This is a genomic window from Pseudomonas sp. MF5691 (assembly GCF_016405645.1).
Classification (GTDB): domain Bacteria; phylum Pseudomonadota; class Gammaproteobacteria; order Pseudomonadales; family Pseudomonadaceae; genus Aquipseudomonas; species Aquipseudomonas shahriarae.
This window is the reverse complement of sequence record NZ_JAEKDC010000011.1, coordinates 1-26,360: the sequence shown is the minus strand read 5'-3', so window position 1 is coordinate 26,360 and position 26,360 is coordinate 1. Positions and strand designations below refer to the sequence as shown.

The 26,360-nt window shown below is 52.1% G+C and carries 26 protein-coding genes and 7 pseudogenes; 21 read left to right on the top strand and 12 right to left on the bottom strand.

Going from position 1 to position 26,360, the window contains the following annotated elements:
* Window positions 1–105: 105 nt before the first annotated feature.
* On the bottom strand, window positions 106–384 hold the full coding sequence (locus tag JFT44_RS16855) for a tail fiber assembly protein (protein WP_198830933.1): 279 nt from the start codon (window positions 382–384) through the stop codon (window positions 106–108).
* Window positions 385–580: 196 nt separating this feature from the next.
* On the opposite strand from JFT44_RS16855, the pseudogene JFT44_RS16850 reads away from it, so the two are divergent.
* Window positions 581–895, top strand: a pseudogene (locus JFT44_RS16850) (SOS response-associated peptidase family protein); the annotation flags it as partial.
* Between the two features lie 9 nt (window positions 896–904).
* Here JFT44_RS16850 and JFT44_RS16845 read toward each other — a convergent pair.
* The 3 genes from JFT44_RS16845 to JFT44_RS16835 all read right to left on the bottom strand — a co-directional run bounded on the left by JFT44_RS16845 (window position 905) and on the right by JFT44_RS16835 (window position 2,126).
* Window positions 905–1,072, bottom strand: a complete 168-nt coding sequence (locus JFT44_RS16845; RefSeq protein WP_178118132.1) for a hypothetical protein — start codon at window positions 1,070–1,072, stop codon at window positions 905–907.
* Between the two features lie 88 nt (window positions 1,073–1,160).
* Complete coding sequence (locus tag JFT44_RS16840; protein WP_057960160.1) at window positions 1,161–1,538, bottom strand: hypothetical protein; 378 nt, start codon at window positions 1,536–1,538, stop codon at window positions 1,161–1,163.
* Between the two features lie 24 nt (window positions 1,539–1,562).
* Window positions 1,563–2,126, bottom strand: a complete 564-nt coding sequence (locus JFT44_RS16835) for a hypothetical protein (RefSeq protein ID WP_198830932.1) — start codon at window positions 2,124–2,126, stop codon at window positions 1,563–1,565.
* 298 nt (window positions 2,127–2,424) lie between these two features.
* On the opposite strand from JFT44_RS16835, the gene JFT44_RS16830 reads away from it, so the two are divergent.
* Window positions 2,425–2,814, top strand: a complete 390-nt coding sequence (locus JFT44_RS16830; RefSeq protein WP_198830931.1) for a hypothetical protein — start codon at window positions 2,425–2,427, stop codon at window positions 2,812–2,814.
* A gap of 286 nt (window positions 2,815–3,100) precedes the next feature.
* Window positions 3,101–3,394, top strand: a complete 294-nt coding sequence (locus JFT44_RS29170) for a hypothetical protein (protein ID WP_198799544.1) — start codon at window positions 3,101–3,103, stop codon at window positions 3,392–3,394.
* 94 nt (window positions 3,395–3,488) lie between these two features.
* Here JFT44_RS29170 and JFT44_RS28720 read toward each other — a convergent pair.
* Window positions 3,489–3,620: pseudogene (locus tag JFT44_RS28720) on the bottom strand (cell wall hydrolase); the annotation flags it as partial.
* Between JFT44_RS28720 and JFT44_RS16815 the strand changes: the two are divergent.
* Window positions 3,617–4,002, top strand: a pseudogene (locus tag JFT44_RS16815) (site-specific integrase); the annotation flags it as partial. The pseudogenes JFT44_RS28720 and JFT44_RS16815 overlap by 4 nt on opposite strands.
* 726 nt (window positions 4,003–4,728) lie before the next feature.
* Here JFT44_RS16815 and JFT44_RS16810 read toward each other — a convergent pair.
* On the bottom strand, window positions 4,729–5,118 hold the full coding sequence (locus JFT44_RS16810) for a hypothetical protein (RefSeq protein WP_057442083.1): 390 nt from the start codon (window positions 5,116–5,118) through the stop codon (window positions 4,729–4,731).
* The gene (locus JFT44_RS16805) at window positions 5,115–5,630 is read right to left on the bottom strand and encodes a hypothetical protein (protein WP_198830930.1); all 516 of its coding nucleotides are present in this window, start codon (window positions 5,628–5,630) and stop codon (window positions 5,115–5,117) included. The genes JFT44_RS16810 and JFT44_RS16805 overlap by 4 nt, the downstream gene beginning before the upstream one ends.
* A 419-nt stretch (window positions 5,631–6,049) precedes the next feature.
* Between JFT44_RS16805 and JFT44_RS16800 the strand changes: the two genes are divergently transcribed.
* The 4 genes and pseudogenes from JFT44_RS16800 to JFT44_RS16790 all read left to right on the top strand — a co-directional run bounded on the left by JFT44_RS16800 (window position 6,050) and on the right by JFT44_RS16790 (window position 9,220).
* Window positions 6,050–6,412, top strand: coding sequence for a hypothetical protein (locus JFT44_RS16800; protein ID WP_233098377.1), 363 nt, complete (start codon window positions 6,050–6,052; stop codon window positions 6,410–6,412).
* Window positions 6,337–6,495: pseudogene (locus JFT44_RS28715) on the top strand (integrase); the annotation flags it as partial. The gene JFT44_RS16800 and the pseudogene JFT44_RS28715, both read left to right, overlap by 76 nt.
* Window positions 6,496–6,811: 316 nt before the next feature.
* Window positions 6,812–8,143: a site-specific integrase gene (locus JFT44_RS16795; RefSeq protein ID WP_073844914.1), complete on the top strand. Its 1,332-nt coding sequence runs from the start codon at window positions 6,812–6,814 to the stop codon at window positions 8,141–8,143.
* Window positions 8,144–8,203: 60 nt separating this feature from the next.
* Window positions 8,204–9,220, top strand: coding sequence for a hypothetical protein (locus tag JFT44_RS16790; RefSeq protein ID WP_073844916.1), 1,017 nt, complete (start codon window positions 8,204–8,206; stop codon window positions 9,218–9,220).
* 13 nt (window positions 9,221–9,233) lie between these two features.
* Here the strand turns inward: JFT44_RS16790 and JFT44_RS29000 are convergent, their stop codons facing one another.
* The 3 genes from JFT44_RS29000 to JFT44_RS16775 form a co-directional block, all read right to left on the bottom strand.
* Window positions 9,234–10,334: an inovirus-type Gp2 protein gene (locus tag JFT44_RS29000; RefSeq protein WP_143192539.1), complete on the bottom strand. Its 1,101-nt coding sequence runs from the start codon at window positions 10,332–10,334 to the stop codon at window positions 9,234–9,236.
* 320 nt (window positions 10,335–10,654) lie between these two features.
* On the bottom strand, window positions 10,655–12,109 hold the full coding sequence (locus tag JFT44_RS16780; RefSeq protein ID WP_073844920.1) for a YfjI family protein: 1,455 nt from the start codon (window positions 12,107–12,109) through the stop codon (window positions 10,655–10,657).
* Between the two features lie 28 nt (window positions 12,110–12,137).
* Window positions 12,138–12,374 carry an AlpA family transcriptional regulator gene (locus JFT44_RS16775; protein WP_073844924.1) on the bottom strand — a complete coding sequence of 79 codons (237 nt, stop codon included), beginning with the start codon at window positions 12,372–12,374 and terminating at the stop codon, window positions 12,138–12,140.
* Between the two features lie 405 nt (window positions 12,375–12,779).
* Here JFT44_RS16775 and JFT44_RS16770 point away from each other — a divergent pair, with 405 nt between their 5' ends.
* Both JFT44_RS16770 and JFT44_RS16765 read left to right on the top strand, forming a co-directional pair.
* Window positions 12,780–13,109 (top strand): hypothetical protein, encoded by a 330-nt coding sequence (locus tag JFT44_RS16770; protein ID WP_057711611.1) that lies wholly within the window; start codon window positions 12,780–12,782, stop codon window positions 13,107–13,109.
* Window positions 13,110–13,180: 71 nt separating this feature from the next.
* Window positions 13,181–14,148: pseudogene (locus JFT44_RS16765) on the top strand (DUF932 domain-containing protein).
* Between the two features lie 29 nt (window positions 14,149–14,177).
* Here JFT44_RS16765 and JFT44_RS16760 read toward each other — a convergent pair.
* Window positions 14,178–14,444, bottom strand: a complete 267-nt coding sequence (locus JFT44_RS16760) for a helix-turn-helix domain-containing protein (protein WP_032902013.1) — start codon at window positions 14,442–14,444, stop codon at window positions 14,178–14,180.
* Window positions 14,445–14,747: 303 nt separating this feature from the next.
* Here JFT44_RS16760 and JFT44_RS16755 point away from each other — a divergent pair, with 303 nt between their 5' ends.
* Window positions 14,748–15,407 (top strand): hypothetical protein, encoded by a 660-nt coding sequence (locus JFT44_RS16755; protein WP_127882195.1) that lies wholly within the window; start codon window positions 14,748–14,750, stop codon window positions 15,405–15,407.
* A 187-nt stretch (window positions 15,408–15,594) separates the two neighbouring features.
* Here the strand turns inward: JFT44_RS16755 and JFT44_RS16750 are convergent.
* Window positions 15,595–15,777 (bottom strand): annotated as a pseudogene (locus tag JFT44_RS16750) (transposase); the annotation flags it as partial.
* Between the two features lie 94 nt (window positions 15,778–15,871).
* Here JFT44_RS16750 and JFT44_RS16745 point away from each other — a divergent pair.
* The 10 genes and pseudogenes from JFT44_RS16745 to JFT44_RS16700 form a co-directional block, all read left to right on the top strand.
* Window positions 15,872–16,168 carry a helix-turn-helix transcriptional regulator gene (locus tag JFT44_RS16745; RefSeq protein WP_038443618.1) on the top strand — a complete coding sequence of 99 codons (297 nt, stop codon included), beginning with the start codon at window positions 15,872–15,874 and terminating at the stop codon, window positions 16,166–16,168.
* Between the two features lie 55 nt (window positions 16,169–16,223).
* On the top strand, window positions 16,224–17,234 hold the full coding sequence (locus JFT44_RS16740) for an NAD(P)-dependent alcohol dehydrogenase (protein ID WP_073844922.1): 1,011 nt from the start codon (window positions 16,224–16,226) through the stop codon (window positions 17,232–17,234).
* 794 nt (window positions 17,235–18,028) lie between these two features.
* The gene (locus JFT44_RS16735) at window positions 18,029–18,634 is read left to right on the top strand and encodes a TetR/AcrR family transcriptional regulator (RefSeq protein ID WP_032902016.1); all 606 of its coding nucleotides are present in this window, start codon (window positions 18,029–18,031) and stop codon (window positions 18,632–18,634) included.
* Window positions 18,635–18,699: 65 nt separating this feature from the next.
* Window positions 18,700–19,857 carry an iron-containing alcohol dehydrogenase gene (locus JFT44_RS16730; protein WP_045061818.1) on the top strand — a complete coding sequence of 386 codons (1,158 nt, stop codon included), beginning with the start codon at window positions 18,700–18,702 and terminating at the stop codon, window positions 19,855–19,857.
* Window positions 19,858–19,938: 81 nt separating this feature from the next.
* Window positions 19,939–20,616, top strand: coding sequence for a type 1 glutamine amidotransferase domain-containing protein (locus tag JFT44_RS16725; protein ID WP_038443625.1), 678 nt, complete (start codon window positions 19,939–19,941; stop codon window positions 20,614–20,616).
* A 10-nt stretch (window positions 20,617–20,626) separates the two neighbouring features.
* The gene (locus tag JFT44_RS16720; protein ID WP_010562395.1) at window positions 20,627–20,920 is read left to right on the top strand and encodes a DUF1330 domain-containing protein; all 294 of its coding nucleotides are present in this window, start codon (window positions 20,627–20,629) and stop codon (window positions 20,918–20,920) included.
* Window positions 20,921–21,013: 93 nt separating this feature from the next.
* Window positions 21,014–22,405 carry an NAD-dependent succinate-semialdehyde dehydrogenase gene (locus tag JFT44_RS16715; protein WP_073845424.1) on the top strand — a complete coding sequence of 464 codons (1,392 nt, stop codon included), beginning with the start codon at window positions 21,014–21,016 and terminating at the stop codon, window positions 22,403–22,405.
* A 262-nt stretch (window positions 22,406–22,667) separates the two neighbouring features.
* On the top strand, window positions 22,668–24,167 hold the full coding sequence (locus JFT44_RS16710) for an aldehyde dehydrogenase family protein (RefSeq protein ID WP_010562393.1): 1,500 nt from the start codon (window positions 22,668–22,670) through the stop codon (window positions 24,165–24,167).
* Window positions 24,168–24,230: 63 nt separating this feature from the next.
* The gene (locus JFT44_RS16705; RefSeq protein ID WP_045057438.1) at window positions 24,231–25,355 is read left to right on the top strand and encodes an alkene reductase; all 1,125 of its coding nucleotides are present in this window, start codon (window positions 24,231–24,233) and stop codon (window positions 25,353–25,355) included.
* A 66-nt stretch (window positions 25,356–25,421) separates the two neighbouring features.
* Window positions 25,422–26,240: pseudogene (locus tag JFT44_RS16700) on the top strand (LLM class oxidoreductase); the annotation flags it as partial.
* Window positions 26,241–26,360: the final 120 nt, after the last annotated feature.

Sequence of the window (26,360 nt, the reverse complement as noted above, 5' to 3'; positions counted from 1 at the left end):
GCTTTCCGTGATCCAGTAACGCTGTTTAATAATCGCCCAGGGCCTGTACGAAATACTTTGAAACCGCCGTTGCCACACCTGAGTTCCGAGATCAACAGCGCGGTACTAGGACGCGGCGGGCCAATCAATTGCGAGCGGGTACCCTTCCTGCTCAGGCACGCGGCTCAGGACCACGCGGTACTTCTTACAGGCCTTGAGGGTCGTCAGCTCTGGCGCTGTAGCGTCGTCGATATCGACTGCATCCTGCAGGTGCCTGATTGCGTAATCCGCCTCGGCTCGCAAGTGCGCGATCTGGTTTTGTGCAGCCACCACAGGATCAAGCGCAGGTGGCGGCAGCTCTTCCTGTGGGGGCAGATCCGGCACTAGGATGTGCAGCGTGATCATGACCTTCAAATCGTACGACTCGCCCTCTTTGGCCATGGTGAGTGGCGAGGCATTCCTATGGCCAACACAAAGCTGGCGACGGTCCTAGAAACCGCGCCGCGTTTCATCAGGGCATCGGCAGCCCCGCATATCTCAGCATATGCCGAGCGGTTTTCAAGAACACCGTTCGCCCCCACGTCCGCGAATTCCCCATGGAGATGGCGCGCCGGTGCTGTGCGCGACCGTAGGCCAGCTACCCGACGCAGATGAAGGCCAAGGCGAGCATGACGGCTTTGTGATCATCACCGCCGACAGCGCCGGCGGCATGGTAGACCTTCACGACCGGCGGCCTGTGGTGCTCACGCCGGAGTTGGCCAGGGAATGTCTGGACCCGGGCACGCCCAAGGAGCGTGCCGAGCAGATGGTATTGCACCAGGGCAAATCATCGGAGGTGTTCGAATGGTTCAAAGTCGAGAAAGCCGTGGGCAACGTACGGAGCAAAGGGCCTGAGCTGATTGCACCAATGCGCTGATAGTGACCATTACCAGTTCATAATAGCCAGCTCGCCTGTTTTTTCTGCTACACCCTTCCTCGGGTTGGCCCTGCTGTAACGGATATCCATCGCCTCCATGCGGAACCCTTTAAACACCCGTCGGACTTCGGGATGATCATTGATGCTTACCATCACCTTGTCTTCGCAGGCGCGCATGAATTCATGCCATTCGCTAAAATCCTGCACCTCGCAAGGCCGCTCCGTATAGTTAGACCCGCCCCTCTTCTTGCCAGTGGCCCATGCGCTACCTTACTGGTGCCATCTCGACCGCTACACAACGCCCTTTCGTCCGCACCTTCTGCACCAGTCGCGCTCTGTTGACGAACACATTGATCTCGCAACTGCCTGAGTGTTGTACGTCTTCCCAGTATTCTGCGTGCACAAGTTGCCCGTTCTGCGGCCCCGTGTAAGTACCCGCTGCTTCACGTGAGACATAGCTACTGTCACGTACATACCTAAGCACTACCATATCTTCCTCCGGCGCCACCATGATCTGCCTTGGCACACCGAAGAAGTCGATCAGTTCGCCCACCGGGCGATCTTTCCAGGTACTGCTGGCCGACAATGATGCACAGCCACTGAGCAAGGTGGCGAGCAAGGCCAACATAAACAATCGGTTCATAAGGTCTTCTCCCTGAAGGTCGCGTTACTTGGCAGGCATCTGCGCGAACCCTTCATCTATCTTCTGCAGGATGGCCGTCTTGGCGGCCTCGCGGTTCAATATCTCGAAGAAGTGCGGCCCTGCCTTGCTCATTTGCGACGCGGACATCACACCCAAGTGCTCCATCTTCTTGGCCTGGCGTTCAGTCGGCTTACAGACAAAGTCACGGCTTTGCATCAGCCAGGCGTCAGGTTTGCTCTGCCATTGTCTGGAATACTTCGCATCGCGAAACCCATTGAACACGCTGCGGAAATCCGCTGCACCCACTACTCGCACGCGGTTCTTCGCACAATCGATTTCGACATCGTAAGAGGTGAAGTCGGGCTTTCCGGGCTCTTCGTAAAGTTGATAGACACCCAATGATTTCGCCCCACCTGGACGATTGACGATGTGAGTGGGGTCGCCGTCTGCGATGAACACTTGATTCTTGCCCAAGGCACCCTGGTAGTGAACGACCCAGAAGTCGCCCTTCAGCACTTCGCTCGCTTGGGCAGCGAGGGCACTACACAGTAATGCGGCAGGCAGGAGATGCCTTGTAAAAGCGATCATAGGGGCGGTCCTTTGCCGTTATTTTTGAAGAAAATAGTTTCACACCCTGGACATGAGGCAAAGGGCCATCTAGCACATTCGTACTATTCATAAGAGAGTTCTACGCCAATACCATCGCGATACAGTCGGTCATGCGCTTCGGCGACTAAGCAGGAACAAAAAAATCACAACTCTTGTCGCAGTATGGATTCCCAAGCAGGATTCGATAAGGCGGTGCTGTGCATCTCTATCGACACATCGAATTAGCACATTACGATGCTGATTCTGCGCTAAAGCACTAGAAAAAGGATTTTGGAAAATGTTAAAGAAAATAACCATAGCTGCTGTCACTCTTGCACTTACAGGTTGCGGACTTCTCCCTCCCCCAGCGCCACCTGCTCCCCCTACAGTCGAGCACTCTATTGCAAGCAAGACCGAAATCGTCGATGCAAAAAGGAAGCTGCTCAGACATATTTCAGACCCCGACTCCGCGAAATTTGAAACTATTTATAAATTCAAGGGGCGTTTCGCTAGTGGTAAAAGCTATGAAGGAGTCTGTGGTTATGTGAATTATAAAGGCGCAGAAGGTGGCTATGAAGGATTTACACCGTTTATGGTCGTTGGGGATGTGGTCTCTTATTACGGCGACCATTTACCTCACAACTACCATATCCTCAAAAGTTTTTGCACAAAGTCACGATCAAGCTAATAGGCAGATGCCGGCAAGTAAATTTCAAGTTAGCCTTTGATATCAATAGTAAGTACTACCGAACCTATATGAGTACCTTCCTGGGCTAGTGTCCCGAATGGCTAGCAGGTCTTGATGTTAACGCATCCGCCCGGCTCGCTTCTTTTTAGACTGTTGTTTCGCGCATGTAGTCCTGACAGGCCGTGAGTAGGATTAGGCCTCGGTCGTCTTCGTCGGTGATGGCGATAATTCGTACCAGTTTGTGCTGATGCTAAATACCGCGTTCCCTACGAAGAATGACACTCTCATGCTCGACCTGCAGCCAGCCAAGGATTGGTTAATTTGCTATCTGCCCCGACCGCCTGATAGCTCCGGGATCGCCGCAGGCAGCGGCGGCGAACTTGCCGACTTCAACGTGCAGCCGCTCCCCAGCAGCATCAGCGGCACCAGCATCCACAGCAGCAGCCTTGTTCTGTTCTCGCATCACTCACTTCCTCATTCACTGCCAATTGGCGCTGTTCTTTTTGGCGGGCTGAGTTCCCTAGCCTCGGTTATGGCGAGCGCCTGGGCTTTACCGATTTCTGCCAGTTACTTTCCGTAGCGCCAGTCTTGAACCTGCCATGTGACGCCAGCGGCGCTGGCCATCAGCACCAGGATCAGCAGCACCAGCCCGGCCGGCTTCTGGACCGGAGTCATCACGGCACATCCTTGAAGAAGACGTGATGCCACAGACGCAACGTCTGCTTGGCCTTCGCCGCCCAGGCAGGGGCCTTGGGCATCGTGGTTGCGTAGTAGTGCGTGGTCCCGCCAGTTGGATCCGGTACGCGGCAAGCATCCACTCTACGTGTTCCCGTTTGGCAAGCCAGATGACGAGGGGAATGAAACGACGGTTCACCGCATGAACGACTCGGCCTGGAAGAAGGCGCGGATTCGGGCGGCAAAGAAGTGGCAGGAGAAGTTCTTGCGGCCGGCACATGACGGCTTTACCAGGAACCGCATACACGACTTGAAGCACACCTTTGGGAGAAGACTGCGTGCTGCTGGCGTGACTGAGGGGATCGGAAAGCGCTGCTCGACCACAAGAACGGAAGCATCACCAGTCACTACTCGGCGGCGGAACTGGATCAGCTGATTGCGGCGGCAAACAAGGTATCAGCAACCGACTCACGCACACCAGCGTTGACGATTCTGAAACGGAGGGAGGCATGATGAAAAACGCCAGGGTCACTCGGAAAGTCACTATGGCAGAAACAACAAAGCCGCTCGAAAGCGGCTAAGTCATTGAAAAATATGGTCGGGACGGAGTGATTCGAACACTCGACCCCTAGCACCCCATGCTTGGTCCTGTACATGCGTAAGCCATTGTAAAATATAGAATTAGCCATGTATGCACGATACCAAATAACCCAATTTCCTGTGCTTATGCAAACGATAAACCGTGGCCTGTAGCCGAGGTTTTGCGCAACATACATCTCTCAGCACACCCCTCCCCTGGCGTCCTGCCGACCCAACACAATCAAATCTCCCTGCACCACCACGACTGTGCATACAGCGCTCCTTCAACCTCTTCCAGCCCGCTGATGTTCAGACCGAGCTTGGCCATGCCATTGATCTTTGCATCCAGCAACCACGGGGATACGTCAGGAGCTGGGTCACTTTTGAAGATCCAGGACTTTACACAGTTTCTTCCAAGCTCCTTACTGTGAGCCTCCACAATGCTCCTTGAGCCAGCCAAACGGGCGCGCGATCACGAGACTTGGGCTTACCGAACAACTTTGGCCTGGTCGTCGGCGAGGATGCTGCTGACCACAATCTTCATGGGCATACACCGGAGCAACAGGTAAAAAAGGTTCGCGGTGCCTGACCAGTAGGGGCACTGCGATCGCAGGACAAGCCCGCCCTCCACGAGTCTTCGCCTGCTTTTCTCCAGGTCTGCTACGGCGCCAGGTTCACGCCGTTACAGCGGCCCTTGATAGAGAAGTCGCTGATCTGCCGCGCCTTGTCCACCGTCATGAGGATTGTGCAGCCGCCAGGATGGGTCACGTCGTCCCAGTAATTGGTATGGACCATCACATTGCCTTGCCTCTCGGCGGTGCTGCCGACCACCTCCTGGCGCACATAGGTGGTATCGCGGTACCAGCCCAACTGCACCCCACCTCCGCTGGGCAACGGTTCCATGCGCCCGGGCGGGCCAAAGAAGTCGATGGCCTGCTTGGCGTCGCGCCCCTGCCATTGGTGGCTGGCACGCAACTCCGGCAGGGTCGGGATACAGCCGACCAGGGTAGGTAGCAGCAAACTGAGAAACAGCAGAGAACGTGTGTTCATCGGGCGCTGCTGTCTAGCATGTCATCCAACTCTTGCACCGCCTGGCTGTTGGCTTGAACACCGATCAACTGAATGAACATGGCCTGGATGGTGGTGACCATCCGCGTCGCCGGCATCTTGCCGATCGGCAACATCTGGTTGCGCGCACGGTTGTCTGGGGCGCAGACGAAGGCAAAGGTGCGCTGCAACCAGTAGTCCTTCGGTGCGACCCAGCCTTGGATGTTGGTCTTCACATCCTTCACGGCACCGTCGAAGCGACGTATCGCCCGGGCGCTGTCCAGGCGGATCTGGCGCTGTTTGCATTTGACCTGCACCTCATAGGCGGCGAGGGTCGGGAAGGCAGGATCTTCGAACAGCTGCATGACCTGCACCGATTGCACGCTACCAGGCTTTTTCATGATGCCGGCGGCATCGGCGACGTACACCTCGTTGTGCAGACGCTCCCCTTTGCCGTAGATGATCCAGTAGTCACCCGAGGCTTGTTCGGCCATGGCCGAGGTACTGCAGGCCATGACCAGGATAGCCAGCCATCGACAAGGGGGTGGAAGTTTGTAGCCCATGGAGGTCCTTTCCCGATTTCTGTAATTTAGGAGGACTAATATGAGCCGAGAGTGGGTAGGATCAAATAGCACGCTTGTGCTAATGGCTAAACGCCTTCACTCCTTAGTTTCTGTACGAAGAATGCCTGTGCGACGACCGTAGAGCGTTGAAAACAGTCTCGGAATTCAACCAACCAACTCGTGCGTGACTCCGACCGTTGTTCCTCGCCTGTTTTCGGGTGGTTCCACTGGAACTACACGCCGAATGTCTTGCGGATCACCCCATTCTGTCCCTTGACCTATCAGATATCGTTCGCAGCTCGTCGCCTCAAATCGCACAACCCTAAAACCTCGATAACTGTATGCAAATACAGTATTCGGATTATCCAAAAATGAACATCGACGAAGACACCTCGACGTGGCTTGGATGCCCTACGCCCCTGGAAATGTACAAGCACCAGTGCGCGCTACTCGAGGACGAGCTCACAACCGCCTATCGCTTGCTGAGTAAGGCGCGGGCGAACATTGCGGGCCTGGTCCAGATGAATGACCTGCTCGCCACCGGAAAAGCTTCGGCAGAGACGGCACTGAGAGACGCCCTTGAGCGCATATCGGCGATGGGCAACGACCAGACGGACAAGAGAAGCTTTCGAAGCGTCGACCTGGTGACCGATCAACGCGACCATCTCTTCACCTGTACCAGAAAGCCGGAAAGGACGGGCAGAAGATCGCAGGCCATGCCAGCGAGAAGATGACCAAGAACTACCAAAAGGACCACGCAGAAATCGTCTGGTCTGAAGCAATTCCAGACCTAAATATCAGCGAAATCACCGGGTAGTTTTGCGCAAGTTTTGCGCAGGTTATGCACGGGCACAAAAAAGCCGATCTAGCTGATCGGCTTAAGTGACTGATTTTACTCAGAAAATATGGTCGGGACGGAGTGATTCGAACACTCTACCCCTAGCACCCCATAAAGGTGAATCACAATCCAATCCAGTCTAAACAATTCCAGGAACAAGGCCTAAAGCACTGTATTTACTAGGCCAATACAGTTTACACAGTCCAACCGCTTCCGATAGTATTCTACCAAAGCCAGCGAGAAACGGTGACCCAACGGTGACCATCTGGAGCCTGGCCTTTCTGGGGAAGCGAAAGTGGCGACGATCACCGACAAACAGATGAACGCAAAACCAGCCAAACCTACCTGGCTGATCGAGGATGCTCCTCGCGGCTGCGGCCGATTCATGGCACGTCTTCGCCCAGATGGCGAACGCCTGTTTTACTTCAGGTATACCGACACCAGCGGTGGAAGAGTGTTTCTGCCCATAGGTGCATATGACGCCACTGGCACTGATGGACTTACCCTCAAGGAAGCAAGAACTAAAGCTGGAGAGTGGTCACGCCTCTACCAAAGTGGAACTCGCAACTTACGTGAACATCTGGATGCCGAGGAAGCTGCCCGTATCGCAGCCCGAGATGGTGAATTGGCACGACTCACCGCCGAGAAAGCAGAAGCCGAAGCCGAGCAAGCTCGCCAGGCGGCACGCAAGACTGTTACCGACCTATTCGAGCACTGGGCTAAGGTTGATCTCATCAACCGCAAGGACAAGGGTGCAGAGGCTCGTCGGATGCTTGAAAAGGACGTTCTGCCCTTCTTGGGCGACTTGGCTGTCGCTGATGTGAAAAAGGGTCATATCACCGAGGTGACAGATGCCCTCCTCGCTCGCGGTGTAAACCGTATGGCCAAGATGGTTTTTTCGCTTATGCGTCAAATGTTCCGCTTTGCCGTAGACCGCGACCTTATTGAGCACGATCCCAGTGCCAGTATCCGCAAAGCTAAGATAGGCGGCAAAGATACTGAACGCGACCGAGTACTGAGTGATGACGAAATCAAGCTGCTTGCTAAGAAAGCCCCTGATGCAGGACTGCTAGTCACCACCGAAGCTGCAATCTGGATTGCCCTATCGACCTGCTGTCGAATTGGTGAGCTCCTGAGCGCCCGATGGGAGCATATCGATCTAGAGCAAAGCACTTGGCTGATTCCGTCCGAGAATAGTAAAAACGGCAAACCGCACAGCATCATCCTTTCAGACTTTGCCATTAGCCACTTCAAGCGCGTAAAGCAGATTAATAGCCTGTCACCTTGGTGCTACCCGAACACCTACATAACTGACCATGTATGCCCTAAAACGGTAACCAAGCAGCTGGGAGATCGCCAGCGCCTTCCGGAACAAGGCTCCATGAGCCGACGTAGCGCCAAAGCCCAAGCACTGTTGCTACCAGGCGGAAAGTGGACGCCTCACGACCTGCGGCGTACAGGCGCGACGATTATGACTGCTATTGGCGTGCTTCCTGAAGTGGCTGAACGTTGCCTCAACCACACAGAGGAAAATAAGGTAAAACGCATATATCAGCGTCATAGCTATGCTAAAGAAATGGCGGAGGCTTGGGAAGTTCTCGGCAAACATTTATCCGGCCTGATATAGACAACCACTCCAACCGCCCAGAGAAAAGACTAGCAGCGCTACACAAGGACACTATTACAAATGAAAAACAAAGAGTTTGTTATATCAGTAACTGAATTTCTTGAGGAGCACAGCATCTCCGAAAGTGAATTCAAAAACAGAATCGAAAAGCTGCAGATTTCCCTTTTATGCCGCCGCCCTAGAAATGTTGCAGTTCACGTATCAGGCTCGGCTATCGTCGCAGGTTCAGATGAGCTACAAACAGCACAAAGCCTATTTAAGCGGCATAGGGGCACACCTTTCAGCGAAGAGCACGATTACCACGCAATTGTAGAATCCAACATTAAATTCTTCTCCATACCCCCCTCTGAGTGGGCTGAAATTATAGATTACGGAGAAATCCTAAAGGATAATTTTAGCTGTGCCTTTATCAGCAGCATCAAAGAAGGACTTTCAGTAATTTCGGCGATTGAACAACTAAAAGCACAATTAAAACCCTATCCATCCCTTGTGGTTGACGCAGGATTTTTTGTGACTAACCGAAAAAGCAACCAGCCACAAGAAGAAAAAATTACCGCCGCGGAAATACTAATTAAAAAAGAAGACACTCAAAAAATCCTTAATGAAGGAATGGAGGAGAGCCGCTACAGTCAAAAAATGGAATGGATGTCAGAGGATCTTGCAATCCTGAACGAAGCATCAGATAGATTCATCAAAAAAGAAAAAATCACCTCAATCGATCAAAAAAAAGAACTTATCGAAAAAATAAAAGACTGGCTAAAATCTAGATTCAGCCTCAGAGGCGGAGATCTTCTAGATCAGGCGGCTTATGCAATACTTCCAGACAGGCTCTATGAGTATACACCAATTGAAAAGCCAGGCAATGAAATCATCAAAGAATATCCTTCCCATGCCTCAATCTCGTTGATTATGATAAACGAGGCGGCAAAGCTTTTCTGGAAACAAAGCCAAGAAAGCACCAAAAAATATCACCCCAAAAAGGAAACAATTAAAAACCATTTGTGCGATGAGTGCGGGCTAACAGTAAAGCTTGCCGTAGCAGCTGCCAGTATTATCAGCTTAAAGCCTAGAAAGTAATCAAAAAGGCTTTCTACACAGAACCATTAGGCGCCGCCTGAGCAGGACATGAACGTCTAGGGCGCCCTCTCTTCATAGTTTTCAGCTTTGGCATATTTCCCCTGAAAAATGACCTGCCACTATCAGCAGAGAGCCGTACCCAATAGTCCACTTTCGTAAGATATGACGCCACCCTATTCTTCAAAGCGCTTACCCTGTCCAGCTGATTAAAACTAATCATACCTATTCCAAGATATTTATATTTATCCTTTACTGCATTACAATTGAAATAGCGCCCTGATCCTGCCGTAATTGAGTCCCGCCAATACTCACCAACCATTCTAGCCAAAACCCCATCCTGGCGATGATTTGATCCATTATAAAAAAGCAACAAATGAAAATGAAACCCCTTTAGCTGTCCATATTCCAGCTTACAAGCAAACCCTAACAACCCATCAACTGGAATGCCCTTGTGTAGATCTTTCTGCATTTTTGCCCAATGTACCTTTACCTTACTAACATCGCCATAAAAATCCTCACGACCACTTACAAAGCCTGACTGATAAGACAAATCAACACGCACAACAAGCATCCTAGAGTGCTTGGCGAAAAGAGCGTCTATATAACCTTCCAAGCTGTTAACTCGCTTAACGGACGCTTTACGGAATCGTTTCAAAACGGCTTTAAAAGCATCACTGGCCAGCTCCAGCCGCACAAACTCTACGAGATCATTCATTCTAACTGAAAAAGCCTCAGCGGCTCCATTGCGTAAATCCCGCCAGACTCTGAGCGAATGAAGCTCATCGACTCGATCAACACATCTGAAAAAAACCTCCACATAAGGATTAACTACATGACAGGGGAAGTACTGTTCAAGCATTCCCTTTCCCCTCTTCAGTTTGTCAACAAAATAGCGACCAAGCCTCTCAGCCTTAACCTTTACCCCGTAAAGTTGATGAGTATAAGAAGAGAACAAAAAGCCCTTACTATCAGCAAGCTCACACATTAATTTCTCAATAGAACGCAACTCCAACACCAAGCTTTCCTCTACCCTTAAAACAGGAAGCCCTCCGACCTCCTCAACCATTAGATCTAACGACCCTCCATTATCGATCCAATCAACTTCATCTATCACTCACTGATTCCTCAAGAAGCCAGCAACATGGCTTTGGGGGGGCCATGCTGCTGACAAATGATCAGTTGACATCACAACCGTCAACTATTGCACCATCAACTTATCTAACTAATTAACTAGACATCAAACAACTGATTTAATTAAACCAAACTACAAACCCAACAATCTAATTAAATAGTAATACATAATCAAGCAATAACCACCTTGAACATGCTCCCTATAAAACCTAGACAAACAAACCAACACAACTCGTAAACAACTAACGCCAAATATCAAAAACAACCCAAAGAGTTAGTACCCCGAAAAGAGACTAGCATCATCTACAAACCACCCTGCCAAGGACAGAGATCAACATAAATAGTTTTGTCCCCAGGATAATTCAAAATCCGGATAGCACTGTTATTTACCAGTCGCAAAAGAACATGCTCAAGAGCAGCTTTCTTTCTAAACTTCCCAGGCCCGCATTGCAAAATATAATTTTTTTTAACAAAACGCTTACCCACCTTACGAAAACTATCAAGCCAGCAATTTAATTCCTGCTCTTCATCGTTCTCTTTAGAGTTCTCCCCAAACAACTTTATAAAATCATTGGAGTACCATTTAGCAAGATCCGTTGCCGCCTGCAAGGTTGACATCGAAATATCACCCTCAAACCCTTCAAAACAATGAAGCAATGCAGCCAACCTAGAAATAACCTCAACTAACTTTGAACCATGATCACCTAGCCCATACAGTATTCCACCTGCACACATCCTTGACTCAATATCATTCGCAATCTCTACCCAAAGCCGAGCCGCTTCGGAGTCGAATCCGATCACTTCTTTTTCTTTTTTATTTCCTCTGAAACAAATAAGATCCATCTCAAGAAAGTGCTCCAACCGCGAGGCAAATTGTGTTTGATGATACCAGGACGGTACTTGAGTGCTTACATATCTAGTCCCCTGTGTTGAAGCCGGGCGACAGATTAGAAAGCGCGCCCACAAACCAGATCCCCTAGACACCCCGCCTTTATGAGCCATGTACTTCGAAAATACGCTCTCCTGGACCATAAGAGAGACTGTCAGCCGTGCGTCAACAAGTTTAAAGCTTTCCGCCGTCTTACGATCAATTGTGATTGAGTCACCACTCCAAATCGCATTTTGCTTTGAAAGGTCATTAAAGGCGCGCCCTTCTAAAACACCTCCACCTTCACTTGAAATCAAACCAGCCGCAGGTAAATTTTCGTACATCCCATGAAACAAAGCCTCAGAGGTTGAGTCCTCATACAAGATCTTAAATTCTTTTGGCTTAGCTGGGGCTTCTTTCTCTAAAGCCAATAGAACCTTCTCCTCTTCGTCAGCAGAAAGCCCTTTTGATGCTTTTTTCATAATCGCTTTTAATACTCCGTTACGTCGAACCATCCAGGTATCGTACTTAACTTTCCACACCGACTGACTCTCCTTCACCTCCTCGCCCTGTTTAGCCTGAAAGGCCCTAATCGGCTTCAAAAAAACATTCTCAACCGTTGACTTCCTTTCACCCGAGTCAGCAATAGCCAGAAGCATCAGCGAGGTCGGAGCGACCTGGCCATTGGGTTTACGAATATCTACAAGGCCCTGCAAGACAACAGAGATTGCAGTTAGGGCCGCATTTTGAATCAATCCCCGCGGAGCCTGAATATTAGCTTGAGCCTCATTTATTGCTGCATCCAGCAAGGGAAATTGCGACAAACTCGGATATGAATCATCTCCGAAATTAGACTTATTTGCGCTATTTCTGAAATAGTTAAAATACATAGCTCACCCAAAAATACAACAAACAACATTAAGAAACTGCAGCAGACATAACGCCCGCCATTGACCATTGATTCTGCCTAGACAGCCTCACACACTCTTCCACCCACAAATTTATTTCACTCTCAATCCAACGCACAGATGTTTTCCCGACACGTATCTGCTTTGGGAATTTCGCATCATAATGACGCGAGGCCACATTTAGCTTGTTATAAATAGTTGACCTTGAAAGACCCGTTCGCGTTAAAACATCTCTCAAGCGAAGCATAACCAACGCTTCTGATTTTTCATTAGACATCATTACACCCGTTAGGACTGGACGAGGCAATCCTATAAGCAGCAACTCAACTCTCAAAGAACGTGAGCGTAACGCTTGCTAACGTTACGCCTTAGAACATGCCACTTTGAAAGCAATTCTGTCTCGCGCCTCAAAATAGAATGTATCTCCCCTTAGCCAGTACTATTCCAGCTATTAATAGCAAAAATAGCTGCCCTTAACGCCAAACCTCACATTCAGATTCCGCCCACAACGTCCCTCCCTGGGATGTTGTTTTGGCAAGCCTCATTCAAAAAAATCTCAGACCTATATCACCTAGATGAACGCTCAGCGATGAGCGCGTCATTCAGCATTTCTGCGTGATACGTGGACTCAGCAAACAGAGAGGAATCATTTATGTACACCCCGTGCCCGAGCTGCAATTCAGGACGAGTGGTTACTAAAAATGTTGGTAAGCAAGCAGGTGGTTTGATTGGTGCAGCGGGCGGTGCGGCCAGTGGGGTCGCTGGAGCACTAACGGGAGCGGAGGCTGGCGCGGTGCTGGGAGTAGTCGGCGGGCCGGTGGGAATCGCTATCGGCAGCATCGCCGGGGCGATTTTGGGTGGTCTGTTCGGTGGGGTCGCAGGTGGCATTGCCGGGGCCACGCTGGGCGAGCAGATCGATGAAAAAATCCTTCTCAACTATCAGTGCCTGGCGTGTGGCTACAGCTTCAGCGTCAACCGTTAAGTCGTTGTGAACAGGCGTCGTTGGTTAATGAAACGACGCGCTTTTCCCTTCATTCGCAAGGAATCATTTCCATGGCTCATCTCGTTGAACAAATGGCTTACGTTGGTGCCACGCCCTGGCATGGTCTGGGCAGTCGCCTCTCCCCCAAACAACCGCTCGAAGTCTGGCAGCGTGAAGCGGGTATGGACTGGCAGATTCAGGAAAGCCCGGTCCATTTTAAGTCTGACGCCATCGGGCACCTGGGCTCAATTCATACCTTCCCTGAGCAGAAGGTGCTGTATCGCTCCGACACCAAGGCCCCACTGTCGGTGGTTTCTCAGCGCTACCAGGTGGTGCAGCCACGTGAAGTGCTGGAGTTCTACCGGGATCTGACTGAAGTCTCGGGCTACGAACTGGAAACCGCTGGAGTGCTCAAAGGCGGTCGCAAGTTCTGGGCGCTGGCCCGTACTGGGCAAGGCACGACGCTCCGTGGTAACGACCAGGTAAACGGCTACCTGCTGCTTGCCACCTCCTGTGACGGCACCCTGGCCACCACAGCGACCCCGACCATGGTACAGGTGGTCTGCAATAACATGCTGACCATCGCCCTGGACGGTACGACCAAGGCGATCAAGGTGCCCCACAACACCCGCTTCGATCCGCAAGCAGTGAAAAAGCAGTTGGGTATTGCTGTCTCTCAATGGGACGAGTTCATGTACCAAATGAAAAATTTATCCGAGCGAAAGGTTCAGTGGCGTGAAGCAATGGGCTTCTTCACGAACGTACTGCGTGACACCAGCACTGATAGTCCGCTACCGCCAGTCCTTCCCAATGAACGGGCGCTACGCAAGGTGCAGAGCCTACATGAAGGTCAGGACGAGGATCGACATTAGAATCAGCTCAAGGTACCGCCTGGGGATTACTCAATGCTGTAACCAAGTATACGGATCACGAGCGACGGTCCAAGAGCAGTGAGTATCGGGTCGACTCCGCTTGGTTCGGCCAAGGAGCAGCGCTCAAGCAGAAAGCCCTCAAATCCGCACTTCTATTGGTGGCATAAAGCGGCGGGCAACCGGCTGCACGCTTATCCTAACCTTCCAATTCCTGGGATATTTGTGACAGGAGCATTTCCTTGGACATTTCCGGATCCTGGAGCAACTGGCTTTTGATAAGCACAGTTGCGGGATGAACTCCAAGATGGGCAGAAAGCTCAATTAATTTTTCTACGGAAGGGCTTTTCAAGCCTCGTTCAACATCGCTGACGTAGCTCTGGCTCGGAGCAAGCTGCTCTTGGGCAATACCATGTCTGCTCCTCAGGATTTTCACTGCCATCCCGAAGGCTTGCTTTGAGTTCATTTCTGTTGCTCGCAAAAGCAACGATGAAGCCTTCGGAAGCGCAAAAGCACTATACTCGATTGAGCATATACAGCTAAAATTCGAAAAAACCCTTACACAATTTTTTGATTGGATCGAATGCAAGCAACTAACCACGTGATTGCCATCTCGCAGAGCTAGCTCGTCCCTCTCGTCACCAAGTGGCTCAACGAGTACACACCCTACGGATCGTCAACGGTGGTTACGGCTTTCCAGAAAAAGCAGGGATACATGCATCTTGCTTTTGTTTTTTCTATGCGCTTTTAAATCTGAAAAGGGAATCACATGAAAATCGTGTACAAAATATTTGCGCTTACTTTGATGACGTCCTCTGCATACGCTGTTGATCTATATAGCCAATATTCAACTCCCGACTCTATAAGTTGCACTGGCCCGAACAACAACGTATGCACCGACACTACCCGACCTGACGACATTGTAGTCCAATATAAAGATGCCTATGGCAAAGTCACCATGCAACAAGAGCCCTCTTTTGAAATCATTACTTGTATACGCATTTTAGACAAGTGCATTGATAACGATCGAAACTATCGAGGAAAATCGATAACGGGTCGCGATGTCAAATATGTGGCGTTCAAAGATTTTTATATTTATCCGGGCGGTGACGGCAAAGATTGGGCATACAAAAATGGTACGGGACCTCTATTCGGAGGCGCTCCAGCAGGCAACGTCGTAGGAGCACCTGCGACCTCCACAGTTAAAGCAACGGCTACAGCTACCGGCACCTATGACATATGGTGCGATCCGCAAGGCAATAGCTGCGATCTAACCATAGACGGTGGTAGTGACATGGTCAACCGTGATCGACTACCGGTTTACGTACCGATGGCTTCTGATACCAGTAACTGCTCCATGGAGTTTTGCTATAACTCAAAGCAGGACGTAATTGGTTTGAACCCAGGGTACGCACTCTGGAAAAAGTAACGCCTATTCCCGCTGGCTCGCCAAGAGCCTGAGTATCAAATGTACTCACTCTGGTTGGGCCATGGCGCTGTCATCAAACAACGCGCCCTGCAGCGCTGTGCTGGAACTCGCGGCCTAGCAACACTCATTTACTCAACTATTAAAGCGCCTGGCCAGCTTCTGTTGGCCGGGCTTTTTTTTTGGTTCTTTACGGATTACCGGGAAAGACGCTCTTGATCTTCATGAAAAAGAACTCGCTGTACCGGTAGCCATACGCCATGCGCTTGATGACTTTAATTCGATTGTTTATCCCTTCCAGTTGCCCTGTATGCATCGGCCACCTAACTCGGCTCACAATCCTTCGCCAATAGCGTTTCAGTCGTTTTGCAAACTGAACTGGATGCGTTTTTTTTGACTTCAAACCCTTGCGCCGGGCAATAGATTACTTATTGAACATTTTGTAAAAATCCGTAACATTGCCCGCCATGATACTCGAACAGCTCAAAGCCCTGGGGAATGACACTCGCATGCAAATGATGGAGTGGCTCAAAGACCCACTCAGTAATTTCCCACCTCAGGATCATGGCGATCCTGCCATAGGGGTGTGCGTAACCCATTTGCAGCACAAGGCAGGGCTTTCACCTTCTACCGCGTCTGCACACTTAGCTATCTTGCAACGTGCAGGCTTCGTGCTAACCACCCGCATCGGAAAATGGACTTACTATCGACGCAACGAGGTGGCGATTGATGACTTTGCGGCTAGGCTGACCATCGATTTGTAATTTTTAACCTTTCATTTCGTTATTTCGCGTAATTAGAAAACACAAGGAAACCCCGATGAGCAACAAAACAATCTTCGTCCAACCCGGTGGCGGCTATGAAAAGGTTGTGGTTGGCAGCAGCGAAGCCCGAGCCGCAGCCCACGGCGAAATCACCGTGCGCCTGCACGCCAACTCGCTTAACTACCACGACTTCGCGGTGGTCAGCGGTATGTGGGGCCCTAGCGAAAAACGCATCCCCATGGCCGATGGTGCAGGTGAAGTCATTGCTGTCGGCCCAGATGTCACTGAATTCAAGGTGGGTGAATCGGTCGTCAGTACCTTCTTCCCGGAGTGGATCAGCGGCGCGCCACTAGTTGAAGGCTTTGTTAGCGTGCCAGGTGATGGAATTGACGGCTACGCTCGTGAGCAAGTGACTGCCCAAGCCACATCGTTCACCCTCGCGCCGACCGGATACAGCCACGCTGAAGCGTCGACGCTCACCACTGCCGGCCTTACTGCATGGCGCGCTCTGATGGCCGATGACTCACTCAAGCCGGGCGATACCGTGCTCGTTCAAGGCACTGGTGGCGTTTCAATTTTTGCCCTGCAGTTCGCTAAAATGGCCGGCGCTACCGTCATTGCTACCTCTTCAAGCGACGAAAAACTTGAACGTCTGAAAGCACTAGGCGCTGATCATGTGATCAATTATCGCAAAGATCTTAACTGGGGCGAAACTGCACGCGCTCTAACGGGGGGCCGCGGTGTTGATCACATCATAGAAGTCGGCGGCCCTGCGACGCTTGAGCAATCGATGATTGCAATTCGGGTTGCTGGTCACATCTCCGTCATCGGGATACTGAGTGGCGTAAGCGGTGCAATGAATTTTGTACCGGCATTGATCAAGCAAGTGCGCCTGCAGGGTGTGTTGGTAGGCAGCCGCAGCCAGCAGCAAGATATGGTCCGAGCCATCAACGTTAATGGTATGCGCCCGATTATTGATCGTCATTTCCCTATGAGCGAGATTGTCGAAGCGTTCAAGTATCAGGAAACCAACCAGCATTTCGGCAAAATTTGCCTGGATATCTAAGCGCGCATGAATGGCCATGATCCGTATGCCCACCTCAAAGTCGTGCCGAGGTGGCTGCCGACGCAGCGCGAGACGGATTTGCCCATTGCTGTCTGTCGCAACCGGCAGCAGTGGGTCGACTCACCCATGCTGTGCTCCGAGGCAATCAGCTAAGAAGCAGTCATTCTAAGTGCCATGAAACGATTCGATTTAGCCCCTCTAGTCAAAGCAGAATCATTAGGGCTACAACGATTTTGTCATGCAGTTATTGGGTTGAAGAATAGACAATCGTAGGCATTCTCACAGAGCCATGGTCGCTCTCTGCCGGTCATGGTCACGCAACGTGATGGTGAAATCCGATGCAAATGCTTGGTCAGGTCGAATGCAAATGGCTGGGCAAGCCCGTGCAATTACCCACCGTTCTAGCCCACAGATCCGGATAATCCGCCCAGCAGCCGTTCCGGCTCAAGCCATAGTACGGGCAGCGCGATGTTTTTCGTCAAATTTGACGCGTACAGCTCGTTGTCCAAAACTCTGGCGGGCCGCTTGGTTTACGATGGATGTCAAAACTCGTTCCCAGCCTAAGCAATGCTGTAGCAAAATCAGCTCGACTCGAGAAGAGCTGCAATTTGCTCCCCTCCGGCGAGTATCGTAGATCTTTCTTCCTAACGCGGCGGCGATCATCGGACCGACATAATGCTGCGCATCAAATGAAGTGATGGCTGGCTCACGAACTGCGATTATCAAGATTTCGTCGGAGGGCTTGCTCAAAACCCAAAGTAGACGACTGGTCTAATTGTTGGTATGGTGCGTCCATGAATACGATGACCACCACCGATGTACGGCAACACATCCTCGACACGGCTCAAAACATCATTGCCGGGCGAGGATTCACAGCTGTTGGTTTGAGCGAAATCCTTAAATCTGCGAATGTGCCAAAAGGTTCGTTCTATCATTACTTCAATTCCAAGGAAGCATTTGGCGAGGCGCTCTTGGAGAGCTATTTCAGTGACTACATGGTGCAATTGGAAACGCTATTGAACCGTCCAAGTGTATCAGCAGCACAACGCTTGCTGGCCTACTGGGCTACCTGGATTGAAACCCAATCAGCCTGTTATCCCGCCGAGGGGAAATGCTTGGCAGTGAAGCTTGCAGCGGAAGTCAGTGATCTATCGGAGCCAATGCGTATGGTGCTCCAGGATGGCATGGAAGGAGTAATTACTCGTCTCGCCAATGTGGTGAGTGACGCTGTAAACGATGGTTCTCTGCCGGGCGATACTGACACCCGCGGCTTGGCGACCATGCTGTACCAACTTTGGCTCGGAGCCAGTCTAAGGACCAAGGTCACGCGTGATCAGATGCCTTTGCAGGCGGCCTTCGAGACTACTTCTCTGTTACTCAGTCAGGTATCCGACCGATGAAATTTTCAATGTAAAAAATTTACTCAAAAAATATACGACTGGTCTATTTAATCGGAGTTAAAGCAATGTTTAATTTTGACTTCTACAACCCTACGCGAATCGTCTTCGGCAACGAAACCATCAGCCGCCTGGATGAACTGGTTCCGGCTGCGGCCCGCATCCTGCTGCTCTATGGTGGCCAGAGCGCTCGTGCAAACGGTACGCTCCGCGAAGTCCGTGACGCATTAGGCTCTCGGGAAGTGCAAGAATTCGGGGGTATAGAGCCAAACCCCAGCTATGAAACGCTAATCAAGGCTGTTGATCAGGTTCGCACCCATCGCTTGGATTTTCTCCTGGCTGTCGGTGGAGGTTCGGTCATCGATGGCACCAAGTTCGTTGCCGCTGCTGTTGGCTACGAGGGTGATGCTTGGGACATTCTGGAAACGCGGGGTGCAAGTATTCGACGAGCGCTGCCATTTGGCACCGTTCTGACCCTACCGGCAACTGGCTCGGAAATGAACAATGGAGGCGTGGTTACTCGCCGGGCGACACAAGACAAGCTGCCGTTTCGAAGCGCTTACATGTTTCCACAATTCTCGATTCTCGATCCCACCAAAACCCAAACCCTCCCCACCCGTCAACTCGCAAACGGCGTTGTCGATGCGTTCGTGCATGTCATTGAGCAGTACCTGACCTACCCAATCGATGCGCGCGTCCAAGATCGTTTTGCCGAAGGTCTTTTACAAACGCTGATCGAAATTGGCCCCCTTGTACTGAAAGAGTCCGCGGACTACAGCACGCGTGCCAACCTCATGTGGACGGCCACTTTGGCGCTCAATGGCCTGATCGGAGCGGGCGTACCACAGGACTGGTCCACCCACATGATCGGCCATGAGCTCACCGCGCTGTACGGCATCGATCACGCACGGACCCTGGCCATCGTACTTCCTGCGAACCTAGAGATTCGTCGTGAAGCCAAGCGCGCGAAGCTGCTGCAGTACGCCGAGCGGGTTTGGCAGATCAGCCAAGGGGACAAAGAACAACGGATTGACATGGCCATACAACAGACCCGGATGTTCTTCGAGAGCCTGGGCTTACCGACGCACTTATCCGCCTACAAGCTCGGCACTGACGCTATAGATGCGCTAATAAACCAGCTCGACACACACCACCTCACCGCACTCGGCGAACACAACAACGTCAGTTTAGACGTCAGCCGCCGTGTGCTTGAAGCGAGCCTATAAGCCAACCTCCAGCACTGCTTATCCACACAGGCAGCGCATTACAAAACATCCACAAGCATGCACAACTGCAAGGTATACGACATGAAGATTCTCCTCGTTCTGACTTCCCACGACCAGCTTGGTGACACTGGCGAGAAGACCGGTTTCTGGCTCGAAGAGCTGGCCGCGCCTTACTACGCCTTCATCGACGCTGGCGTGCAAGTGACCCTAGCATCGCCGAAAGGCGGTCAACCACCCATCGACCCAAAGAGCAATGAGCCCGACTTCCAGACAGACGCCACCCGTCGCTTTCAGACCGATTCAGTCGCCACTCACGCGCTGGCCAACACCGAGAAACTGAGCGACGTGATCAGTTCCGAGTTTGATGCGGTGTTCTACCCTGGCGGCCATGGCCCACTGTGGGATCTTGCGGAGAACACCTTTTCTATCTCTCTGATCGAGCAATCAATCCAATCCGGCAAACCTGTCGGAGCGGTTTGTCACGCACCAGCGGTTTTGCGCCATGTCAAGTGTGTAGATGGCAAACCTCTGGTTGCAGGCAAGACAGTAACCGGTTTCAGCAATAGCGAGGAGGCTGCGGTGGGTCTAACTCAAATCGTGCCTTTCCTGGTAGAGGATATGCTCAAGGCAAATGGTGGGCGCTATACCAAGGGTGCTGACTGGAGCGTTCATGTCGAAGTCGATGGGTTGCTCGTAACTGGCCAGAACCCAGCTTCCTCTGAAGCTACGGCTCACTCGCTGCTCAAACTGTTGGCCTGAGACTACGTCAATGTCCGCCTACGTAGTCTTCACACGTGAACACACCACAGACGAGGCTGAGTTGAAACTCTATGCCCGTAAAGCACCGGCGGCACGCCAGGGTCGGAACCTCACACCATTGGCCTTCTACGGCCAACTGGAGGTGCTCGAAGGCGGACCGATTGAGGGCGCAGTCATTCTTCAATTTCCGGACATAGCAGCAGCTCGAGAGTGGTACTCCAGCCCCGCCTACCAAGAGGCACTGCAACATCGTCTTAAAGGTGCGGTTTACAGAGTATTCCTGATTGATGGCATCAATCATTAGTAAATGCACCAAAATATTCCCGCAGTTTAGGTCCTGTCTACTTACCAGCCTCATTAACAAATCAAATTTACTTAAAATTACTGGAGAAACAGCATGGCATACGCATCCGTTAATCCCTATACAGGTGAAGTTCTAAAAAGTTTTCCAGATGCAACAGATATTCAGATTGAACAGGCTCTTGAGGCGTCTCACAACGCATTTCTTGTCTGGAAGAATTGCTCAATCGCAGAGCGTGGGGCCGTCCTTCAGCGAGCTGCCGACCTGCTGCGCGCGCGAGCAAACGACTATGCCCGGTTGCTAACACTGGAAATGGGCAAGATCACTGCCGAAGCATTAGGTGAAGTAGAAATCTCAGCAAGTATCTTTGAGTATTACGTTAAACATGCAGAAGCTTTGTTAACTCCGCAGAAGCTGCCGGTAGCCGACCCAGCCGAGGGTGAAGCAATCTTGGTCCATGAGCCGTTGGGCACTATCCTGGCCATTGAACCATGGAACTTTCCTTACTATCAAATTGCTCGCATTCTCGCACCACAGTTGGCAGCGGGTAATACCGTGCTGCTCAAACATGCTTCAAACGTACCGCAATGTGCCGAAGCTTTCGAACAACTACTGCTTGATGCTGGTCTACCTGCTGGCGCATTCAGCAACATGTACGCAAATCGCCAGCAAATCGAGACAATCCTCAACGACTCTCGAGTACACGGGGTGGCACTGACCGGTTCCGAAGGCGCAGGTGCCATCATCGCCTCCCAGGCTGGCAAGGCACTGAAGAAATCTACATTGGAACTGGGGGGGGCAGATGCCTTCATAGTTCTGCGCGACGCTGAACTGAAAAAGACCGTGAAGTGGGCTGTTGTAGGCCGTCACTGGAATGCTGGACAGGTGTGCATATCATCCAAACGCATGATTGTAGTGGAAGAAGTCTACGATGAGTTCCTGCGCCTTTATGCCGAAGGTGTAGCACAACTGAAGGCCGGCGACCCGTTCGATCCGGAAACAAATCTAGCCCCCCTGTCATCTCAAACTGCCGCCGACGAAATCCGCGCGAAGATTCGTGAAGCAGTCAACTACGGTGCTACGGCCACCGAGGTTGGGCCCAAGGTACCAAGCAAGGGTGCATTTGTTCAACCGACCATTCTGACCAACCTGACGCCTGATAACCCTGCCTACTACTGGGAGTTCTTCGGTCCAGTCTCGATGATCTTACGAGCTAAAGACGAAGAAGACGCGATAGTTATCGCCAACGACTCTCCGTTCGGGCTCGGTGGTTCGGTATTCACCGCAGACGCCCAGCATGGTGTTGAGGTTGCTAAGCGCATCGAGACAGGCATGGTGTTCGTCAATCACCCAACGTCATCGAAAGCCGACCTACCTTTCGGCGGAATCAAAAGATCTGGTTACGGTCGCGAGCTGATTGGTTTGGGAATCAAGGAATTCGTCAACCACAAGCTGATTAACGTCATGGATATCGACGCGCCGTTCTGACTTACATCTTCACCTCAATGCAAACAGGCCTCAGTGCTTTTATGCAGCAGCCCCCCCCCTCTTTGATGAAGAGATCGGGGGGGGGCTGGACTACGTTGCCAAGCCTGGCGCGCAGCACAGCGCGCTCCCCGCCGATCCAGAAGCAGGCTGAAAAAGTGCGGCGATAGGAATGCCTGCGCGAATACACAACTACATATTGACATATATCAATATCTCAAATAATCTCAACCAAACCCATCGCACTTACCTCAGGAGGTAACCCATGCAAAATTCCAGTGATACCCATCCGAGCTACCTTCCCGACAACAGCTACGGCCTGTTTATCGACAACCAGTGGGTGGCGGCCGAAAATGGTGAAACCCTCGACATTATCAACCCCGCCAACGGAAAAATTCTCACCAACATCCCAAACGCCACAGCTGCCGACGTCGACCGCGCGGTGCAGGCCGCAAAACGCGCCTTCGTGACCTGGCGTACCACCTCGCCAGCGGAACGCGCCAATGCGTTGTTGAAGATCGCCGACCTGCTGGAAGCCGATGCCGATCGGTTCGCCGTTCTGGAAACCCTTGATGTAGGCAAACCCATTCGTGAAAGTCGCTCCGTCGACATCCCACTGGCGATTGATCATTTCCGCTACTTCGCCGGCGCAATCCGCAGCCAATCGGATGAGGCGGTCATGCTGGATGAGCAAACACTCAGCATCGCTCTCAGTGAACCCCTCGGCGTCGTGGGCCAAGTGATTCCGTGGAACTTCCCGCTTCTTATGGCCGCCTGGAAGATCGCTCCAGCCATCGCGGCGGGTAACACCGTAGTCATCAAACCTTCTGAGCTAACCCCGGTAACCATCCTTGAACTGGCGAAGATCTTCGCCAAGGTACTTCCGGCCGGCGTGGTCAACATCGTCACAGGCTTAGGCACCTCAGTTGGCCAGGCCCTACTGGATCATCCAGACCTGCGCAAGCTTGCCTTCACTGGCTCGACGCGTGTCGGCGAACTCGTCGCCAATGCGGCAGCGAAGAAAATCATTCCTGCCACCCTTGAACTGGGCGGCAAGTCAGCCAACATCGTTTTCCCCGATGCGAACTGGGACAAGGCCGTGGAAGGCGCAGTCCTCGCCATCCTGTGGAACCAAGGCCAAGTCTGCGAATCCGGCGCACGGCTGTTCGTTCACGAGTCCATCTACGAGCAATTCCTGGCTGAGCTCAAGCATAAGTTCGAAGCTGTGCGTGTGGGTGACCCATTGAACCCAGACACCATGATGGGCGCACAGGTCAGCAAGACCCAGATGGAACGGATCCTCGGCTACGTTGATATCGCCAAACAGGAAGGTGCCGAGGTACTGATCGGCGGCGGTCGCCTTACAGGTGCCGATTACGATGCCGGCTTCTTCATCCAGCCAACGATTCTGGTCGGTGTTCGCAACGATATGCGCGTCGCCTACGAGGAAATTTTCGGCCCTGTTCTGTGCGTCATTCCTTTCAAGGATGAAGCGGAGGTCATCGCCATGGCCAACGACTCCGAGTACGGCCTAGCGGGCGCAGTCTGGACCCAAGACATCAACCGGGCGTTACGTGTGGCACGCGCGGTGGAAACCGGACGTATGTGGGTAAATACCTACCATGAGATCCCTGCCCACGCCCCCTTTGGTGGCTATAAGAAATCTGGCCTAGGACGGGAAACTCACAAGTCAATGCTGGAAGCCTACAGCCAGAAGAAGAACATCTACGTCAGCCTCAACGAAGCACCGCTCGGGCTCTTCTGACCTCGCTGATCCATGTTTTTTTGACCTATAACATCGAATATTTTAGATATGCAGGTAAACGAAATGACACAATCAGAACTTTTTAAAACCACTCAGCTGGGCCCATACACCCTCAAGAACCGTATCGTTCTGCCGCCACTGACGCGTTCGCGCAGCTCCCAACCCGGCAATATTGCGAACGACCTAATGGCCACATATTACCGTCAGCGCAGCGGTGCTGGCTTCATGGTGACCGAGGGCACACAGATCGAACCCCGAGGACAGGGTTATGCCTGGACACCCGGCATTCATAGCCCAGAACAGATACAAGGCTGGCGTAAGGTCACCGACGCTGTTCACGCCGAAGGGGGGGTGATCTTTGCTCAACTTTGGCATGTAGGCCGCGTGTCGCACACATCGCTGCAACCCGGTGGTGAAGCGCCCGTCGCGCCATCAGCCATCCGCGCGGACAACGTCAAGGTGTTCATCGAAACTGGCCCCGGCACGGGTGCACTGGCCGACCCATCGACCCCCCGAGCCCTGTCCACCAAGGAGGTAAAGGAACTGGTTGAGCTCTACGCCCAAGCAGCCCGAAATGCTTTGGACGCAGGTTTTGACGGGGTGGAGCTTCACTGCGCGAACGGGTACCTGGTAAACCAGTTCATTTCGGCCCATACCAACCAGCGTGATGATGAATATGGCGGTTCGCTGCAGAACCGTCTTCGCTTCCTGCGCGAAATCACCCTGGCCGTTGCTGGTGTCGTCGGCAAGGAGCGCATGGGAGTTCGCTTCGCCCCGCTGTTCGCGACCACAGACGAAGACCGCGTATACCTTGGCCTGGTCGAAGAAGATCCTCACCAAACCTACATCGAGGCAGTGAAGATCCTCGAGGAAGTGGGCATTGCCTACCTGTCGCTCGCCGAAGCCGATTGGGAAAACGCACCCGAGCTGCCTGAGACGTTCCGGGAAGATGTTCGTAAGACCTTCAGCGGCAAGATTCTCTATGCCGGCAAGTACACCGCTGAACGAGGAAATCGCGTGATAAAAGCTGGCTGGGGCGACCTGATCGCTTTTGGTCGCCCCTTCATTGCGAACCCCGACCTGCCCGCTCGTATCGCCAACAACTGGCCGCTTCACCCAGTTGATCCAAGCAGCATGTACGGCGGTACCGATAAGGGCTACACCGACTACCCGACTTACAAATCCTAAACGCTCAATGCCACGCCCCATAACTCAGGGGCGTGGCTCAGCGTTTGCTGACCGAGGAAGTTAAGCATGTACCAACCGAGCACGATCCCCTACCAAGAGCATAGGGGATTCAAACGAACCTTCAGGCAGGGTCATCTAAGCCTTGGGCTGTTCTTTCCCCTAGAGGCTTTCGAAGGTGATACACCGAGCATGCTAGATCAGGTCGCGCTGGCCAAACGTGCAGAGGCACTTGGTTTTTCGGCGCTCTGGTTTCGCGACGTCCCACTCAGGGACCCAAGCTTCGGCGATGTCGGCCAGGTTTTCGACCCTTGGGTGTATCTGGGCTACATGGCAGCCCATACAACAGAAATCGCACTAGGTACCGCCTCCATCGCCCTTACTTTGCGTAATCCCTTGCACACGGCAAAGGCCGCAGCGAGCATTGATCAGTTGAGCGGAGGTCGCTTGCTCCTGGGAGTAGCCTCTGGCGATCGTCCCGTGGAGTTTCCCGCATTCAGCATTGATCCAGAAAAGCGTGGCGAGACCTTTCAAGAAAACTTCAATGTGATACGCCAAGCCCATCGAACACACTTCGAGCCCATTCGCTGGAGTGGCGGCGAGTTAGTGGGGGCCGACCTCGTTCCCAAACCTACGACTCGGGAAATACCGCTATTCGTAACCGGACACAGCCGCCAGCCGCTCGATTGGATCGCACGTGAAAGCCATGGATGGATCAACTATCCACGTCCGCCAAAAATACAGCGACTGATCGTGGAGGATTGGCGACAGGAAATAGTTAAACAGTGTGGCACTATCTACAAGCCGTTCTTGCAATCGCTTTATATCGACCTGGACGAACACCCGTCCACGCCGCCCTCGCATATCCATCTAGGATTTCGACTAGGCTCTGTACGTAAACCCAAGAAATACGATTTTCTGTAAAATACACCGCCATTAAAGCCAGGAGGCCAAGATGGCAAAGCGGTATGAACTCCCCGACGCAGCCTGGGATCTGGTTGCAGATAT